At 41.5% G+C, this 16931-nt stretch carries 18 protein-coding genes and 1 other annotated feature; of the genes, 11 read left to right on the top strand and 7 right to left on the bottom strand.

Annotation, left to right across the window (positions count from 1 at the left end):
* Positions 1 to 83: 83 nt before the first annotated feature.
* Positions 84 to 575, top strand: coding sequence for a BsuPI-related putative proteinase inhibitor (locus DET59_RS13740; protein WP_113970224.1), 492 nt, complete (start codon positions 84 to 86; stop codon positions 573 to 575).
* A 43-nt stretch (positions 576 to 618) separates the two neighbouring features.
* Here DET59_RS13740 and sfsA read toward each other — a convergent pair whose 3' ends face one another.
* Together sfsA and DET59_RS13730 are read right to left on the bottom strand one after the other, a co-directional pair.
* A complete protein-coding gene (gene sfsA, locus DET59_RS13735) occupies positions 619 to 1344 on the bottom strand; it encodes a DNA/RNA nuclease SfsA (protein ID WP_113970223.1) in 726 nt (241 codons plus the stop codon).
* 24 nt (positions 1345 to 1368) lie between these two features.
* A complete protein-coding gene (locus tag DET59_RS13730) occupies positions 1369 to 2148 on the bottom strand; it encodes a hypothetical protein (protein WP_113970222.1) in 780 nt (259 codons plus the stop codon).
* Between the two features lie 458 nt (positions 2149 to 2606).
* Here DET59_RS13730 and DET59_RS13725 point away from each other — a divergent pair, with 458 nt between their 5' ends.
* The 3 genes from DET59_RS13725 (at position 2607) to DET59_RS13715 (ending at position 6559) form a co-directional block, all read left to right on the top strand.
* Entirely contained in the window at positions 2607 to 3782 is a 1176-nt protein-coding gene (locus DET59_RS13725) for an FtsW/RodA/SpoVE family cell cycle protein (RefSeq protein ID WP_113970221.1), read from the top strand.
* 51 nt (positions 3783 to 3833) lie between these two features.
* Positions 3834 to 4037, top strand: a binding site (T-box leader).
* Positions 4038 to 4088: 51 nt separating this feature from the next.
* Positions 4089 to 5771, top strand: coding sequence for an arginine--tRNA ligase (argS, locus tag DET59_RS13720; RefSeq protein WP_113970220.1), 1683 nt, complete (start codon positions 4089 to 4091; stop codon positions 5769 to 5771).
* Between the two features lie 206 nt (positions 5772 to 5977).
* Positions 5978 to 6559 (top strand): YqaA family protein, encoded by a 582-nt coding sequence (locus tag DET59_RS13715; RefSeq protein ID WP_113970219.1) that lies wholly within the window; start codon positions 5978 to 5980, stop codon positions 6557 to 6559.
* A 48-nt stretch (positions 6560 to 6607) separates the two neighbouring features.
* On the opposite strand, the gene DET59_RS13710 is transcribed toward DET59_RS13715, so the two are convergent.
* From DET59_RS13710 to DET59_RS21705, 3 genes are all read right to left on the bottom strand, one after another.
* On the bottom strand, positions 6608 to 7507 hold the full coding sequence (locus tag DET59_RS13710) for a diacylglycerol/lipid kinase family protein (RefSeq protein WP_113970218.1): 900 nt from the start codon (positions 7505 to 7507) through the stop codon (positions 6608 to 6610).
* 166 nt (positions 7508 to 7673) lie between these two features.
* A complete protein-coding gene (locus DET59_RS13705; protein ID WP_258549672.1) occupies positions 7674 to 7955 on the bottom strand; it encodes a hypothetical protein in 282 nt (93 codons plus the stop codon).
* An 83-nt stretch (positions 7956 to 8038) separates the two neighbouring features.
* A complete protein-coding gene (locus DET59_RS21705; RefSeq protein ID WP_181778163.1) occupies positions 8039 to 8188 on the bottom strand; it encodes an Lmo0850 family protein in 150 nt (49 codons plus the stop codon).
* 166 nt (positions 8189 to 8354) lie between these two features.
* Here DET59_RS21705 and safA point away from each other — a divergent pair, with 166 nt between their 5' ends.
* The 7 genes from safA (at position 8355) to DET59_RS13675 (ending at position 15030) form a co-directional block, all read left to right on the top strand.
* Complete coding sequence (gene safA, locus DET59_RS13700; protein WP_113970258.1) at positions 8355 to 8975, top strand: SafA/ExsA family spore coat assembly protein; 621 nt, start codon at positions 8355 to 8357, stop codon at positions 8973 to 8975.
* A 129-nt stretch (positions 8976 to 9104) separates the two neighbouring features.
* Positions 9105 to 9518: a CBS domain-containing protein gene (locus tag DET59_RS13695; RefSeq protein ID WP_113970217.1), complete on the top strand. Its 414-nt coding sequence runs from the start codon at positions 9105 to 9107 to the stop codon at positions 9516 to 9518.
* A 219-nt stretch (positions 9519 to 9737) separates the two neighbouring features.
* On the top strand, positions 9738 to 9905 hold the full coding sequence (locus DET59_RS21700) for a hypothetical protein (protein ID WP_181778162.1): 168 nt from the start codon (positions 9738 to 9740) through the stop codon (positions 9903 to 9905).
* Positions 9906 to 10157: 252 nt separating this feature from the next.
* Positions 10158 to 11360, top strand: a complete 1203-nt coding sequence (locus tag DET59_RS13690; protein ID WP_113970216.1) for a DUF819 family protein — start codon at positions 10158 to 10160, stop codon at positions 11358 to 11360.
* A 309-nt stretch (positions 11361 to 11669) separates the two neighbouring features.
* Positions 11670 to 13103 (top strand): alanine/glycine:cation symporter family protein, encoded by a 1434-nt coding sequence (locus tag DET59_RS13685; RefSeq protein ID WP_113970215.1) that lies wholly within the window; start codon positions 11670 to 11672, stop codon positions 13101 to 13103.
* A 117-nt stretch (positions 13104 to 13220) separates the two neighbouring features.
* Positions 13221 to 14669, top strand: coding sequence for a cardiolipin synthase (gene cls / locus DET59_RS13680; RefSeq protein ID WP_113970214.1), 1449 nt, complete (start codon positions 13221 to 13223; stop codon positions 14667 to 14669).
* A gap of 88 nt (positions 14670 to 14757) precedes the next feature.
* Positions 14758 to 15030: a YpbS family protein gene (locus tag DET59_RS13675; RefSeq protein ID WP_181778161.1), complete on the top strand. Its 273-nt coding sequence runs from the start codon at positions 14758 to 14760 to the stop codon at positions 15028 to 15030.
* Between the two features lie 104 nt (positions 15031 to 15134).
* Here DET59_RS13675 and DET59_RS13670 read toward each other — a convergent pair whose 3' ends face one another.
* Together DET59_RS13670 and DET59_RS13665 are read right to left on the bottom strand one after the other, a co-directional pair.
* Positions 15135 to 15407, bottom strand: coding sequence for a DUF2187 family protein (locus tag DET59_RS13670; protein WP_113970213.1), 273 nt, complete (start codon positions 15405 to 15407; stop codon positions 15135 to 15137).
* Between the two features lie 292 nt (positions 15408 to 15699).
* Positions 15700 to 16872: an MFS transporter gene (locus tag DET59_RS13665; protein WP_181778160.1), complete on the bottom strand. Its 1173-nt coding sequence runs from the start codon at positions 16870 to 16872 to the stop codon at positions 15700 to 15702.
* Positions 16873 to 16931: the final 59 nt, after the last annotated feature.

Below are 16931 nucleotides of genomic sequence, written 5' to 3'. Positions count from 1 at the left end.
TGTGTCATGGTGCTCATATTCGGGAAAGACTTGTAACCTTTTGGGATAAACCCTGTCTAATACGGTAAGGAGGTGGATTTGGCATGAAGCGATTGATCATGTTATTTATAATACTTGTGGCAGGAATAGCTGGCTGCGGTACGGCTGACGAGGAGAACAGCAGTCAATCCAAAGAGGATCAAAACTCAGGAGCTGGTGAAGATATTTCTGTACAGAAAGGGATTGTTGCAGGCGAAATGGAACCTTCATTAACGAAACAAGATGGAAGCGGTCAGGTTGTCTATGTATATTCGATTAAAAACCAAACAGAGCAAGAGAAAACCTTCGTTTTTTCATCAGGACAAACCATTGACTTTGAACTTAGAAACGATAAAGGTGAAATAGTGTATAAGGACTCAAAAAATAAGATGTATACCCAGGCAATCCAGGAGATCACCGTGAAACAGGGTGAAGAATTTTCCCAGAAGGTTGTTCTCCCCAATGTCGGGAGCGGTACCTATACATTGACCGTTTGGTTAACGGCTAAAGGAGACCAGAACTATCAAGCTAAAACAGAGGTACAGGTGGATCAGTAGAACATAAAAGGATTAATCTTCACATGCTCAGATGACAGTGAGATTAATCCTTTTTTGTATATACAGGTAAAGGGCCATTTAAGGAAATTCGCTCTGGCGTCACCATACAGCTTCTCCCAAAAAATCGGACACCCTGATCTTGGGCTTCTTCCATGACCCGGGAAAAATGAGGGTCAATTTCAGGAGCGGAAGTGATCCCCCGCAAATCCGTTCGCTGAGCAATAAACAGGACGGCTGTTTGATAGCTTCCTTTCGCCTGAAGATGTGTAAGCTCCTCTACATGCCTTGCACCTCTTGACGTGACGGCATCAGGAAATTTCCCTACTCCTTCTTCTACCATGGTGACACTTTTTACTTCAAGCAGTAATTTTTGTTCATATTGTTTGTGGGTGAGCAAGAAGTCAAAGCGTGAGCTTCCTACTGTATATTCGGCTTTTTCTAACCGCCAGTCCTTTAGCTCTTCCAGCACTTCCAGCTGTAAGGCTTCGAGCACTAACCGATTCGGATATTGAGTATTCAAAGACACATACATACCGTTAGAAGCATCATACGTCATGACGGCTGACCATTTTGTTTTTCTTTTAGGATCGGTTGATGCCTGAAGCCAGATCGGGTTTCCACGCACCAATAATTCTTTTAATCTGCCTGGATCAGGTAAATGGACTTTCTCTATTGAACCTGAAGGGAGCTGACACTCGAGCACAAACCGATTGAGGCGCTCGAGAAACACTCCTCGAACCAAGTTGTCATGAAACTGAATTTCAACCAAGCTTTCACGCTCCTTCTTTCCTCGTTACCGAAGTAAAGCACTCCAGCTTTTCGTTTTACGATCATAGGATAATAATCCGTTTGCTGGTGATTTCCGGATTTGCTTATAATCTTCCGCCATCTCGTCCATATCGTAATAATCACCGATTACCCATATAGGGATTTCTATCTTGCCTCTCGTTAGGATGGCTTTTTCCAACGAAATGACCATGCCTTCTTTTAATTTGTCTCTAAAGGAATGAATCACTTCCTGACCGATGATAGGATAGTCTTTCTCTTTCTTCATACCAAATAAGCCTTTTCCGCCTTTGACTGTACTCAATTTCGAAGAAACCGTCGCTCCTAACATATGATAGAAGTCTTCAAATTCCCGATAATAAATCTTATTAAACCACCCATCATCATGGGAAAGGTACGCGTAACGATTGTTCAATTTTGAATAAAAAGGAGGGTTCAGGGGTTGCTTGACGTGTCCCATATAAAGAAGCTCAGCGATTTCCTGACCGTTCAATTCGTTGACTCCCACTTCTTCATCAAAGTCAATCCAACAGAAATCACCATAGCTCTGTACCCCATCATTCATGATCTTCTTCATTTCATCCTGTTCCACATACTCCATATGCGTATGTATATTAAAAGCGCCATGCTCGTACTGATGCTTTATGAGAAGTAGATTCTTCAATGGTTCTCGGGCATTTGAAGCAAACTCGTTGAAATTGATCCCGTAGGAAACGACATACTGACGTTCCGTATTCTTGTGAACATAGATGATATCTTTAACCTGATTATTTGCCTTCAAGAACATTCCCTCCATCTGATTGACACGATGCACAACTCGTAGTTTCTATTTTAGCAAATATGTATGGTACTTGTTCTTTTCTATTTCATTTCAAAATGATGACAAAAGTCGCAGGTAATTGTCGAAAATAGTCATATTGCAGGACCGTTGGCTTTCATTATCTCTATATAGGTTCACCGGAATGGAAGAATCGCGGTCACGTTTTTAGACGACAGCACTTTCTTCTCATATTCTGAAGACAAATAATGATCATAATTATGTAAAAAATGGCATTCCTCTTCCCTCTTCCTCTGTCTGATCCCACTCCTATAGGCTTTATCATTGATTTCATTTCGACAAATGTCGTTTGATGCCTGTCACATCCCGTCAGAACTTCCGTATTTTATCAGGTCATGAGTAGAAATTTCCCTTCATTTCTATTAGACTAGGAATGTGAAATCTTTAGAAATTCAGGTGAATTGATTATGGAAACTCGCCAGCGATTTGCTGACAAGATCGATTGGGGTCTTCTCTTTTTATTAATGTTGTTTTTTATCGTCAGTGCTATGGGAATAAGCAGTGCCCAGACCTCAGGTCAATATGGGACAAACTTTGTGATAAGACAGGCTTTTTGGTATGTCGTAGGTGGAATTATTATTGGTGGAGCCTTATTCCTTGATTCCGATCAGTATAAGCGACTTGCCTGGTACATATACGGTGCAGGGATTTTCCTGCTACTAATATTACTCATCTCACCGGAAAGCATCGCCCCTTACAGAAACGGAGCCAAAAGCTGGTTCATGCTTGGACCGCTTGGTTCGATACAGCCTTCAGAATTTATGAAGACGTTCCTAATTCTTGCTCTGGCACGAATCATTACGAATCATCATGAGCTATACCCAAGTAAAACAGTGCAAACAGATTTTCAGTTGTTAGTGAAAATCGGGGTCACGACTCTCCTTCCCCTTGCTTTTATTATGCAGCAGCCGGATTTAGGGACTTCCCTTGTTATTTTAGCCATAATGACCGGAATCATCTTAGTTTCAGGTATTACGTGGAAGCTGATCGTTCCGATATATGCTTCTATCGGAGTGCTTGGGGGAATCATCCTATCACTTGTGATTTGGGCCCCTGAGCTGCTTGAAAAATATTTAAATGTTAAGCCTTATCAATTTGGACGTATTTATGCTTGGTTAGATCCTTATAACTACGCAAAATTAGAAGGATTTCACTTAATTAACTCCCTTAACGCCATTGGCTCCGGGCAGATCTTCGGGAAAGGCTACAGTGATGGAGAAGTATATATCCCGGAAAATCATACCGACTTTATTTTCAGTGTGATCGGGGAGGAATACGGATTTATTGGCGCAAGCGTCGTGATCAGCTTGTACTTCTTGTTAATTTACCATCTGACGAAAACGGCCTTGGACACGAAAGAACCATTCAACGCCTATGTATGCGCAGGTATTATCAGTATGATTACATTCCATGTGTTCCAGAACATCGGAATGACGATTCAATTACTTCCGATCACCGGGATCCCCCTTCCTTTTATCAGCTATGGGGGAAGCTCTCTTATGGGGAATATGCTGGCCCTTGGACTTGTATTCAGTATGAGGTTCCACCATAAAACGTATATGTTTTCATCAGAAGATTCTTAATTACAGGTTGCATTCATCTCCAGAATGTGTAAAATAATAGTAATTATATACGAATATTCTATGATGAAGAGAGTAATTCCGACGTGGATCAAAAGCGAACCGGGGATGGTGTAAGCCTGGTGTGAAGCCTGGGATGAACCGCACTTCTGAGAAGTTTTTCTTGAAGATAGTAGAGAAAAACCGGGATCTCCCGTTATACAATGAGCGCCCTTTTGGGGAATAAGAGTGGTACCGCGAGCTAAACTCGTCTCTATGTTGGATAGAGACGGGTTTTTTTGTGTTTGATTTTATCAGGAGGTGTAGATGATGGATTTGAAATCAATAGTAGCCGATAGGCTCACGCTTGTGCTGTCTGATTGGAACAAGAATGATCTTTATGAGTTGATTGAAACGCCCAAACATTCTCATTTGGGGGACCTGGCCTTTCCGTGCTTTCAGCTGGCGAGATCATGGAAGAAAGCACCCCATGTCATTGCCGGAGAGATTGCCGATTCCCTCTCCTCTCCCTATTTCAGTAAAGTAGAAGCAGTGGGCCCTTATGTTAATATCCGATTTGATGGATTGAAAGCAGGGACAGAAATTGTTTCAGCCATCCTGGCGAAAGGCACGGATTATGGAAGTCATGAATTTGGAAATCAAAAGACCATCGTATTGGATATGTCCTCCCCTAATATTGCGAAACCTTTTTCCATGGGACATTTACGCTCTACAGTCATCGGGAATTCCATCTCCACCATTGCCGAAAAATGCGGCTATACAACGGAGAAAATCAATTATATCGGTGATTGGGGTACACAATTCGGGAAATTGATCGTCGCATTCAAAAAGTGGGGAGATCAACAAAAAGTGAAAGAGAACCCAATCGCTGAATTGTTTATTTTATACAAAAAATTTCATGAGGAAGCAGAAAAGGATCCCTCACTTGAGGAAGAAGGAAGAAAAGCCTTTAAGCGATTAGAAGAGGGAGACCAGGAAGTAACGGAGCTTTGGAGATGGTTTAAAGATGAATCACTTCATGCCTTTAAAACGATTTACTCGTTGCTCGGAGTGGAATTTGATTCCTATAATGGCGAAGCATTCTTCAATGACAAAATGGATGAAGTCGTGACATTGCTTCTGAATCATGACCTTCTCGAAACTTCTGAAGGTGCGAAAGTCGTTCGTTTAGAGGGGAATCTCCCACCCTGCCTCATCAAGAAGTCTGATGGAGCCACCCTATATGCTACGAGAGACCTCGCTGCAGCACTGTATCGCCATCGTCAGCATGACTTTGATGAAGCTTTATATGTTGTCGGCCAGGAACAGACCATTCACTTCAAACAAGTGATGGAAGTCCTGAAGAAACTCGGGTTTAACTGGGCGGATGATATGAAACATATCCCCTTCGGACTTTATCTGAAAGATGGAAAGAAAATGTCCACCCGAAAGGGCAGAGTCATTTTACTCCAAGAGGTTCTTCAAGAAGCGATTCACATGGCAGAAGAAAATATTAAGCAGAAGAACCCTCATTTAATAAATGCTTCAGAGGTGTCGAAAGATGTTGGGGTTGGAGCTATTATCTTTCATGATTTAAAAAATGATCGGGTGAACGACATTGAATTTTCCCTGGAACATATGCTGACCTTTGAAGGTGAAACAGGTCCATACATTCAATACACGTACGCCAGAGCTCAATCCATTCTGAGAAAAGCGGGTGGATCCCTTCCATTGACGTTTGAGGGGCTTGACGATGCTGAAAGCTGGGACGTGATTAAACAGTTACGCTTATTTCCGGAGATGGTCGAGAAGGCGTGGAAACACTATGCGCCTTCAACCATTGCCAAATATTTAGTCGATACCGCACAAAGCTTTAACCGTTACTACGGAAAAACTAAAATCATTTCAGAAGATTCCAAGCTTGGCTCCCGTTTAGCCTTGGTTCACGCTGTTTCGACTGTACTCGCGGAAGGATTACGATTATTAGGAATGAAGTCTCCTTCAGAAATGTAGAATAAATAAGATTTCTGTCACTATTTCCCGAGAAATAGATTATTTCGATTCAAGCTATTCCGGAATCTGTTAATGTGATATCATCCGAAAAGTGGTTTCATCCACACAGGATAATTCATGACTCCTCTTGTGAAAAGTGATATACTTTCTTATGTTCCATTAAAATCGAAAATAACGCTTGATCAATAAAGGAGATTACTGAACTTATGTCTGAACTACTTCACGCTTTCGAAGCTTGGTTATTGGATTATGGTGTATGGGGTCTGATTCTTGTTTCCTTCGCCGATTCATCCTTTTTCCCCATTCCACCTGATGTATTACTGATTCCATTAGCGATTGCCAATCCGGAGAACGCATTGCTTTATGCACTTTATACAACGATCGCTTCCGTTATCGGTGCCCTTTTTGGCTGGTTGATCGGAAAAAAACTTGGAAGACCGATCCTTGTGCATTTCTTCTCTGAAAAAAGGATTCAAAAAGTAGAGGAATACTTTACTAAATATGGAGCGATGGCTCTTTTAATTGCAGGACTGACACCTGTCCCTTATAAGATCTTCACGATTTTCGCAGGGGTTTCCGGTGTTAAGATCAGAGTACTGGTGATCTGGTCGATTATCGGAAGAGGAATTCGTTTCTTCCTTGAAGGTGCAATCATCTTAGCCCTTGGAGCTAAAGCAAAACCTTTCATTGAAGAGAACTTCACACTTCTTACGCTTGGGGCTGGTGGCGTCTTAATCGCCGTTTATCTGGTATACTTGGTCATAAAGAAGAGAAAACAAACTGTATAATCACAGGAAAAGAGAGCAAGGGGACAAATAAGCCCTCTTGCTCTCTTTTTATTCTGACATTCCAACCACAAATCGCAGATGCTTATTTAACACTTGAAGAGATTGCCTGGTTCCTTCATATAATTCCCCATCCATATCGAGCTTTTCATTCTGTCCAAGTTCGATTTGGGCTTCCCTTGCTTGAATGTGCATAATATCGTCATATTGTTCACTGATATTGCCTGTACTTTTGATAACGAGAAACTCCTTTAATAACGGAAATCCACTTTTTTTGACAACGTAGATATCCATTAACCCATCTTCCATATCAATGCAGTCGGGCAGAGGATTAGAGCCTATCGATCGTCCGTTAGCGGCCAATAGCATCACCACTTCCTCTTCGATCACTTCAGTTTCCGTTGTTATCTTTACATTTAGGAGTGGGGAATCCTGAATCGATTGAAACGCACTAATATAATAACTCAGTTTTCCCAGGACACTCTTTGATCCTACGTCGATATTATCACTCGTCTGTGAGACCAGCCCCGTTCCCCAGAAATTACTGAAATACCGCTCGTCCGCTTTGACGATATCGATATCCCTTTCGTAAGGACGCTCGGTAATGAGTCGGACAGCTTGTCCAATATTCATGGGAATATGTAACGAGCGTGCAAAGTCATTACACGTCCCTCCAGGGATGAGGCCCACCAATGGCCGTTTTTCTAAGACTGCCAATCCGTTGATGGCCTCATGAATCGTTCCGTCACCACCCATAATGACCACCAGTTCATATAGACTACCCGTTTCCTTACAAATCCTTTCGGCATCGCCTTTCTCTTTTGTTTTATGAATAATTAAGTTCGTGCAGATATCTAATAAAGGGGGCACAGAGTCTTTTAACAAAACTTCTAACGTTCCTTGACCTGCCTTCCCATTACAAATCAACAATATATCCGAAAACCTCGTCATGAATATCGTCACCTAACTTTTAAAGTAGTAAATAAAAAGAGGCTGACCCAAAACGATGAGTGATGTCATCCTTAAAGGACCAGTCCTAATACTTTCAGAGTTTCAGATTTATATCTATAATGTTCCTGACTTAGAAGCCCTTGAATTCTTGGGTCAACCTCTTTTACTATGCTGTATTGGAATCTTCTTGAGGGACTTGGAGAACAGATCGATAGGCAATCCCAAGACGACCTTTAATATAACTTTCGGGGTCATAAGGAATATGGTGATTTTCCATTCGATGAATTTCCGTTTCTGCAAACATAGCAAGTGCACGACACACCTGATCTAACGCCATGCTTACACGATGAGGATCTGGCTGTTCCCGGCTCATACAGTAGTATGAAATTTCATCTGCCTTCTTTCTGATTTCCTTTAATGCCTGTAAATCAAACATCATTCTCTCCATACCTAACCCTCCTCTTCACTACTACTTAGTATATCGTGAAGAAAGGCGGAATATGTCTGTCCTACGTTTCTCGAGGAGTAAGTTTAATAGTCTTGGGTTAACGTCTTAGGTAATGGCTGATACTGCTTCAGTGAATGAAGAATTTCACGTCTTGATTTCGTCTTTGAAATATTAACACCAACGTTCGACAATTTCGTTATCACTTTTTTTAAGCGATCGTTCTCCTTTACCACGTTATTCACCTCTTTTATAAAATGTCGTTACCTATTTGTACGTTTATTCTAAAGAAAAGTTTCACTTTATGGTTAATGGTTTTCCTTTTCCCTAAAAATGAAACTATAATCCTATTTCCACACTTTTTCTTAGAATATTTTGTCCCTGATTACACATTTTAATATCATGAAAACAAAACTGACTCTCATCATTGTTGTACTATCCATTGTCATTAGTCTATTGGGTCTAAATGAAACGTCTGCTGCAAGTGCTTATACTGTCAGGAAAGGAGATACTCTTTGGAAGATTTCAAAGAAGTTGCGGATCGGACTGTCCGAAATAATTGGAGCCAACCCTCAATTGTCGAATCCGGATTTAATTTATCCCAATCAAAAGCTTAACATCCCGACGCTTCAAAAAGCTAAATCGATGGAAGGTCAAGTCATTGATTTAACCAATCAGGAGCGGCAGAGGAACGGCCTTTCTCCTCTTCAGCTTGATTGGCAGCTAGCCAGGGTTGCCCGGTATAAATCACGTAACATGAGGGACGTTGGATATTTTTCGCACAGAAGCCCGACGTACGGATCCCCATTTGATATGATGAAAAGCTTCAACATCGAATATAGTCAGGCCGCTGAGAATATTGCAGCCGGTCAAACAACTGCTGAGCAAGTTGTCCGTGAATGGATGGATAGTCCGGGACATCGAAAAAACATTCTCACCGGATCCTATACTCATATCGGGGTGGGATATGCAAAGGGAGGATCTTACGGAACGTATTGGACTCAAATGTTCATTACTAAATGATAACCAAGAAGCACTCTATGAAGGTCCGTCCCTCCCATTTGAAAATAATGGCTGAACGCATTAAGAATAGTTGAGTGGATTTGTTGAATAATAATGGTGTACTGCCAATTTGATTAAGGGGGAATTTACATGCAAGTACGTGATATTATGTCGACAAATGTGGAAGCTGCTTCAAATCAGGACTCACTTCAGAGCGTCGCTTCTAAAATGAGTTCCAAGAATGTCGGTTCCGTTCCCGTTGTTGAAAACGGACAAGTTGTCGGTATGGTAACAGACCGTGATATTGCTACTCGTGGACTGACTCAAGGTGCACAGGGAAATGTCTCTCAAGTAATGTCACAACAGGTTGTGACAATCTCTCCGGATGCCTCGGTTGAAGAAGCATCAGCTTTGATGTCTCAACACCAGGTCCGTCGTTTGCCTGTCGTGGAAAATGGACAGCTGGTCGGAATGCTGGCTCTGGGAGATTTGGCAGTACAACAGCAATCGGATCAAAGTGCCGGAAGCGCCCTTAGTGGAATTTCACAAAATCACCTCCGCTAACTGAGGCTACAGGTGCTCACTTCTAAGCTTTCTTTATCCAACAAATAAGAGGCTATCTTTGCATAGCCTCTTATTTTGTGTTGAAGATAAGAAGGTCCGTCCCTCCATTCGACTTGGTTATAGGTAAGTCGGCATATTTTTCACTTTCAGGAAGGATTTTCTTGGATTGTGACGAATATGTGATAATACAAATGATGTTTATGGAGGAGGAGGTTTTTTATGAGTCGTGCTGCACGATCGTATCGCAAGGAAGTACGTCATTTTAAACGTGAGAACCGCAGGAGAGTCTTCGCCGACAGCATTTTTGATTTCTTATTTATGTTATTTGGAATTTCAATGATTACGGGTATTTTACTATTCGCTTTAGGATTCTGGAATTATTATTAAACCTTATCCCATCCTTCTATATTAAAAATCCTCATGACAATCATTCATACATCTCTACTTCATATGAATAATCAAGATGTAGCCATGGATTCCTGTGGCTTTTTTTGTTGAGAGAAATGCTCCCTGGTTCTTAGATGCCCCCTTCTTTATATTCAGTATTGATCAAAGATTAGCACTTATTAAAATTCTAAATAGTAAACGTTTTCAATGTTATAGTAAACCTTGTTATCTATTTTTTAAGGAGGTTTTACTATGTGGTGGCGTTTTGACACTATCTTAATTCAAGAACCTATGGCAATCTTTTCATATTTAGCTGCCTTAGTAGGTCTTGTGTTCATTCTTGGGGAGTCGAAGAACCCTTTCTTACAGAAGTTCTTTCACTATGCTCCACCATTAATCTGGACTTATTTCCTTCCGATGTTATCTACAACGTTTGGAATCATCCCGGATCAGTCATCTTTATATGACTTTACATCGGCTTACATATTACCAGTCGGATTATTATTGCTGCTTCTTTCTGCGAATGTTCCAGCAACATTAAAGCTTGGTCCGAAAGCGATTACGATGTTCCTTGCCGGGACTCTTGGTGTCGTGATCGGGGGTCCCATCGCTTTAGCCATATTCCAGCCGTTTCTTCCAGAGGACGCATGGACTGGCGTAGCGGCACTTGCCGGAAGCTGGATTGGCGGGAGCGCCAACATGGCAGCCATGATTGAAGCTACTGGTACACCTAAAGAAATCCTTTCTCCTATTATTGTCGTCGATACCGTTGTCGGTTATAGCTGGATGGGAATTATGATTGCCCTTGCAGGATTCCAGCATAAATTCGATAAATGGAACAAAGCGGATAACTCGATCATCCGTAAGGTGAATGAGGATATGGGAGAACTTCAACGTAAAAATTCCAAGCCTATCGAGGTTCCTTACCTTGCCGCCATTATTGGTTTAGGATTCGGTGTAGCTTACGTTGTACGAAAGTTTTCAGAAACGTTACCGGTCACCAATGTACTCTCAGCTGGAACGTGGACGATTATGATCATTTCCGCAGTCGGGATCATCTTCTCCTTTACCAAAATTCGCACCCTTGAGAACTACGGTGCAAGTAAAATCGGGTACGCAGGAATTTATCTCCTGCTTGCAACGATCGGAGCAAAAGCCGATCTTGCTTATGTATGGGATTCCCCTCAATACGTCGCAATGGGGATTGTATGGTTAGCCATTCATGTGATCATCATTTTCTTAGTCGCACGCTTACTACGGGCTCCTCTATTCTTCGTAGCTGTAGGATCTCAAGGAAATATCGGTGGAACAAGCTCAGCTCCCGTTGTAGCCTCTGTATTCCAGCCTTCTCTTGCCCCTGTAGGTTTATTAATGGGGATACTAGGTAACGTGGTGGGAACCTATGCCGCCGTTGCATGCGCCTGGATGGCCGAATGGGTAAGCAGGACACTATAACCAATGTAAAACGGATCACTGACCATCAGTCAGTGATCCGTTTTTTTGTGAACCCTGAATTCCGTTACGTGTCTCCCGTAATAAAAAATAATTATGCGAATAGAGAGAAATGTATTATTTCAGAATAATTTTATCAACCACTACTTTGGTCTCATAACTACAAAAGAACCCTTTATTACTATGACAAAATAGTTCGACCTTCTAAATAACTCCTGGTAATTTTTTAATATTCAGATAATAACTTGACTTTTATTTCAAATTTTCAGATAATATTAAACGTAACCGACACAAATTTCTGAGGGGGTTATCATGGATATTTTAAACAATTTAGTCACGGAAGCAAATTCAATATTATGGGGTTATATTTTAATAGGCGTACTCCTCATTTTAGGATTATACTTCACAATCGGATCTAAATTCGTTCAAATTCGCCACTTAGGTGAAATGCTTCGATTATTAGGAGATAAAGATGTGGTCGAGGCGGAAGGGGAAAAGCAAATATCATCCCTGCAGGCATTCTTTATTGGAGCAGGTACTCGAATTGGTACAGGTAATTTAGCAGGAGTAGCCATTGCCTTAGCAATTGGGGGACCTGGAGCAGTCTTCTGGATGTGGCTTGTCGCCATTCTGGGAGGAGCCAGCGCCTTTGTCGAAAGTACACTGGCCCAAATTTACAAAGAAAAGGATAAGGTTGGATTCAAGGGCGGCCCCGGCTACTATATGAAGAAACAACTGGGCAAGCCATGGATGAGTTCGATCTTCGCTGTCACCATCATCCTTTCCTTTGGGACAACCTTTAATGCGGTTCAAAGTAACACCATCGCAACAGCTTTCAGTAATTCATTCGGAATTAACACGTTTGTTATCGGAATTGTGTTAGCTGGTTTGACTGCACTCATCATCTTCGGGGGCGTTAAACGTATAGCGACCTTTTCTTCCATCATTGTTCCAATCATGGCGGTCTTCTATATTGTATTAGCTTTATTTGTAGTCATTACGAATATTACAGAAATGCCGGGAGTCATTGCACTTATTTTCAAAAGTGCCTTTGGATTTGAACAAGTGGTCGGGGGCGGAATTGGTGCCGCGATTATGAACGGTGTAAAACGCGGACTATTCTCCAATGAAGCCGGTATGGGTAGTGCGCCGAATGCAGCCGCTACAGCATCTGTTTCTCACCCGGTGAAACAAGGCTTCATTCAAGCACTTGGTGTATTCTTTGATACGCTGCTCGTATGTTCTGCAACCGCGTTTATCATCTTAACTTCAGATGCGTACGGTTCCGGACTGACGGGTATCGAGCTATCTCAAGCAGCCATGTCAGAGCACTTTAACTCATGGGCTGGTATTTTCTTAGCGATTGCCATTTTCACATTCGCTTTTAGCTCCATCATTGGAAGCTATTACTACGGGGAAGCCAACCTTCCATTCATTAATAAAAGTAAGACTGGACTTCTGATTTATCGCTTCATTGCTTTAGGAATGGTGATCTTCGGTTCAGTTGCAAGCCTCGATATTGTTTGGAGCTTAGCAGACTTCTCCATGGCATTAATGGCTCTTACCAACTTAATTGCCATCGGTATTTTAGCACCAATTGCTTTTAAAGCATTGGACAATTATATGTCTCAGCGTCGACAAGGTTTGGACCCGATTTTCTATGCAGATGATATTCCTGGTTTAAAGGGTGTCGAAAGCTGGCCAACACGTGGACGGGAAATGACTAAAAAAGCTGTGAATGAATAAAGAATCCTACCGAACAGAGCAGGCTGACAGTCTGCTCTGTTTTTCTTTGTCATTTTTTTCTATTCCATTCTCAGGTATACTACTTATAGAAAGCTAGTTAAAGGAGCCTTACATACTATGAGTATCCTATCTTCTCTTTTAGGGGTTTTATTTGTTCTTAACTTGGTCCTTGCCGGGGCCATCATTTTCCTGGAGCGAAAAGATGCCGGTGCGACCTGGGCATGGCTTATGGTTCTGTTTTTCATTCCCCTGCTGGGCTTTATTCTTTATTTAATCTTCGGTCAGAACTTAACCAGAAAGCGATTATTCGACTGGGAAGATATGAAGAAAATCGGCATTGAAGATTTGATTCAAAAGCAGATACACTCCCTGAAAGAACACCGATTCCCTTTTAAAAATGAAACGTCCTCCCGCTATCAGGACCTTATTTATATGCACCTCATGAATAATGAAGCACTTTTGACCCAGGATAACGAAGTACAAGTGTTCACCCACGGGGAGGACAAATTCGAGTCCTTATTGAAAGACATGGACGCAGCACAGGATCATATTCATATTCAGTATTATATTTTTAAGAAAGACCACTTAGGCAAGCGGATCCTGGAGAAGCTTACTGAGAAAGCAAAGCAAGGCGTAAAGATCAGGGTTTTATATGATGAAATGGGCTCCCGGAGGACAAGAAGACGCTTCTTTAAAGAACTCCTTGCAGCCGGCGGGGAAGTGGCCGTGTTTTTCCCTTCAAAAATCCCCTTCATCAATCTCCGCCTAAACTATCGTAACCACCGAAAGCTCGTGATTATTGACGGGAAAGTCGGCTATGTAGGCGGATTTAATATTGGAGATGAATACCTGGGCTTGAATCCTAAGTTCGGTTATTGGCGTGATACTCACCTGCGGATCCTAGGGAGTTCAACACTTGCCATGCAAACCCGGTTTATTCTGGATTGGAATCAAGCCAGCCGCTCGAAGAAGATCGCCTACAATTTACGATACTTCCCACAGCCTTCCTTTACTGGTCATGCCGGAGTACAGATTGTGACTTGCGGCCCCGACTCTGAATGGGAGCAAATTAAAAACGGATATATTAAAATGATTTCATCTGCCAAACGATCCATCTATATTCAAACTCCTTATTTCATTCCGGACGTCAGCCTGCTGGATTCGCTGAGAATTGCTGCTCTTACAGGAGTCGATGTCCGGATTATGATTCCAAACAAACCGGACCATTTATTTGTGTATTGGGCGACCTATTCATACATTGGTGAGTTACTGAAGGCAGGAGTGAAAATTTATATATATGAAAACGGCTTTATTCATGCCAAAACCATTGTAGTGGATGAAACCATTTCTTCTGTTGGAACGGCAAATATTGATGTGCGAAGCTTTCGTCTCAACTTCGAGGTAAATGCCTTTTTATATGATCAAACTATTTCTGAAAGTCTGAGCACTGTGTTCAGGGAAGATATGGAGAAGAGCAGAGAATTAACCATGGAAGAGTATGATGAAAGACCTCTGAAGATCAAATTGAAAGAATCAATTTCAAGGCTCCTGTCCCCTATCTTATAGATAGGGATATTCTAAGACATTGCCATGAGTGCCTGGAAGAAGGCATAATAGAGGATATAATGCGTAATTGATAGAGAGGGATGAAATCATGAGTGTACATAAAGACATTACGAAACATTCAAGTAAGCAAAATCAACTGGTACAACAATTTATGATATTGGATGAGCATAGAGAAAGAGCGATCGATGAAGCCGTTCAGCTTTGTTTGAATGAGCAGCCGTTTACAACGGATGCCATTAATCAAGTGACGAATGAAATCAACGTCCTTGCCCGTCAAGGTGTCGTTCCACAGAGAAAGCTTGTCACAATTGAAATGGTGAAGGAATATGCGGCTAAATTAAATGAACCAGGTTGTAGTTGATTCATTTCATTAGCGAGTGTCAGATTCCACATAAAAAGACCTTGAAACGTCTAATCCATATTAATGGTAGGCGTGTCAGGGTCTTTTACTTTGAATGCTGGAATTTAAGCTTTTAATGCGCTATTCCACCCATCATATACAAATACAGGTTGTGTACCAATTTCAGCACGTTCTATGACGACATAGTTTTTATGTGACACGACGGTTTGATCATCCGGTAAATCCAGCTTCTTCGCAACGTCCTGGTCCATTTTAACAATGACCGTGTTTTCTCTAAGGGTAGTAACCACACCATTGATTACATGTTTCTTTCTTTTGAATTGAACGGTATCTCCAAGGTTTGCATTATCTTTTGAGTACACGAATGTATTTTCCATTTTAATATCCCCTTTTCAAATAATGTAATATGTTTCTTTTCTAGTTTATATAATTGAGAGAATTTTCTAATAATATTATTCTAACTGGTATTTATATAATTATCAATGAATACTTATCCTTCTTCTACCACAATTCTTGTTTATCAAAACCTTTTTAGATTACTTTTTTGTTTGTTAACTCTCTCTCCCTTATTATACCTATTAGCTACCACTAAAGGAAAATCCTCCCTTTTAATATTTTTTAACAAAAAAACGCCTGAAAAGAGTTGTTCTCTTCAGGCGCATTGATGTATTAATAAGCGAGTGCATTCTTCTTTTCTTCTTTCATGAGGACGAAGCAAAGGAAAATACCTAATAGGGATAGGACTGCGAAGAATAAGTACACCGTGTAAATGGAGTACGTTTCATAGATAAAGCCGCCAACAAAGGTACTGAACCAATTCCCCAGTCCGTTTCCGATTGCTGAATATACCGTAACGGCTGTTGCTGTAATGTGGGAAGGCGTGATTTCTTTGATGTAGCGCAATCCGGCTGGGATGAACAAGCCAATGGCAAGACCTTGCATGACAGCCGATGAATAGACAAGCCACAGGCTGGGTTCTGTAAAGTAAAAGAGCCAGCGGAGCATGGATGCAGCCCCTGCCAGGGCAGCGACTGATAACAAACCGAATTTATCAATCCATCCACCGGCGATCCTCATAAAGGGAACCTCCGATAACACTGCAATCAGGAACGCGAGACCAATTCCCGCATACGTTCCGCCTGAATCTTCAACAAATAATCCGAAATACACATTATTGGCTAGATTCGGACCGAACACTAAGAAAGTAACCGCTAAAAATATAAGGAACTTTTTCATCGTGAATAATTCCTTCATTCCTGCCTTTAAATCAAGCTTTGCTGCCGCTCTCTCTTTCGGAAACCGGAAGGAAAGGAATCCCGATAGAACTAAACAGATAAAGAAAGAGTAAAAAATGATGGTAGGCCCGATAAATCCTTCTGAAAGTCTTCCCATTATAAAGACTGCTATACCAAAGCCCAAAGAACCGAACAAACGGATATTTCCGTAGTTATACCGGACCTTGCTTGTATACTTCAAGCTGATACTATCGGAAACGGGAATGATCGCACTTTGGAAAATGGCAACTAGAATGGCCACGATAAGCAGACCATAGTAAAAGTCCATAAACAAGTAGCCGAGTGCAAAGATTCCCGCCACTAAAGAGGTTAAACCAAGAACCACGGTGGGACGATTGGTCGTGTCACTCACCATTCCCCAAATGGGCTGGAAGAAAATCATCATGATGGGACCTACAGACATGATCGTTCCAATCTGATAGCCATTTAACCCCACGCTTTCGCTCAAATACACACTGAGTAAGGGATATAAACTACCAACACCGAAGAACGTTAATAAGTAAAATCCTTGTAAAGTAAAAATTTGATTTCGTACTGTTCTTTCCACTACCGTATCCCCCAAGATGTTTTTTGTCTTCCTTATAGTAGACCTTGAACGTTCAATTG

The sequence above is a fragment of the Rossellomorea aquimaris genome, assembly GCF_003315075.1.
GTDB lineage: Bacteria > Bacillota > Bacilli > Bacillales > Bacillaceae_B > Rossellomorea > Rossellomorea aquimaris_C.
This window is presented reverse-complemented; position numbering and strand designations above follow the sequence as displayed.

Coding starts and splice junctions, on each gene's coding strand:
- DET59_RS13740 (WP_113970224.1), top strand. CDS start 84: ATGAAGCGATTGATCATGTTATTTATAATACTTGTGGCAGGAATAGCT.
- DET59_RS13730 (WP_113970222.1), bottom strand. CDS start 2,148: ATGTTCTTGAAGGCAAATAATCAGGTTAAAGATATCATCTATGTTCAC.
- DET59_RS13725 (WP_113970221.1), top strand. CDS start 2,607: ATGGAAACTCGCCAGCGATTTGCTGACAAGATCGATTGGGGTCTTCTC.
- argS (WP_113970220.1), top strand. CDS start 4,089: ATGGATTTGAAATCAATAGTAGCCGATAGGCTCACGCTTGTGCTGTCT.
- DET59_RS13715 (WP_113970219.1), top strand. CDS start 5,978: ATGTCTGAACTACTTCACGCTTTCGAAGCTTGGTTATTGGATTATGGT.
- DET59_RS13710 (WP_113970218.1), bottom strand. CDS start 7,507: ATGACGAGGTTTTCGGATATATTGTTGATTTGTAATGGGAAGGCAGGT.
- DET59_RS13705 (WP_258549672.1), bottom strand. CDS start 7,955: ATGGAGAGAATGATGTTTGATTTACAGGCATTAAAGGAAATCAGAAAG.
- safA (WP_113970258.1), top strand. CDS start 8,355: ATGAAAACAAAACTGACTCTCATCATTGTTGTACTATCCATTGTCATT.
- DET59_RS13695 (WP_113970217.1), top strand. CDS start 9,105: ATGCAAGTACGTGATATTATGTCGACAAATGTGGAAGCTGCTTCAAAT.
- DET59_RS21700 (WP_181778162.1), top strand. CDS start 9,738: ATGAGTCGTGCTGCACGATCGTATCGCAAGGAAGTACGTCATTTTAAA.
- DET59_RS13690 (WP_113970216.1), top strand. CDS start 10,158: ATGTGGTGGCGTTTTGACACTATCTTAATTCAAGAACCTATGGCAATC.
- DET59_RS13685 (WP_113970215.1), top strand. CDS start 11,670: ATGGATATTTTAAACAATTTAGTCACGGAAGCAAATTCAATATTATGG.
- cls (WP_113970214.1), top strand. CDS start 13,221: ATGAGTATCCTATCTTCTCTTTTAGGGGTTTTATTTGTTCTTAACTTG.
- DET59_RS13675 (WP_181778161.1), top strand. CDS start 14,758: ATGAGTGTACATAAAGACATTACGAAACATTCAAGTAAGCAAAATCAA.
- DET59_RS13670 (WP_113970213.1), bottom strand. CDS start 15,407: ATGGAAAATACATTCGTGTACTCAAAAGATAATGCAAACCTTGGAGAT.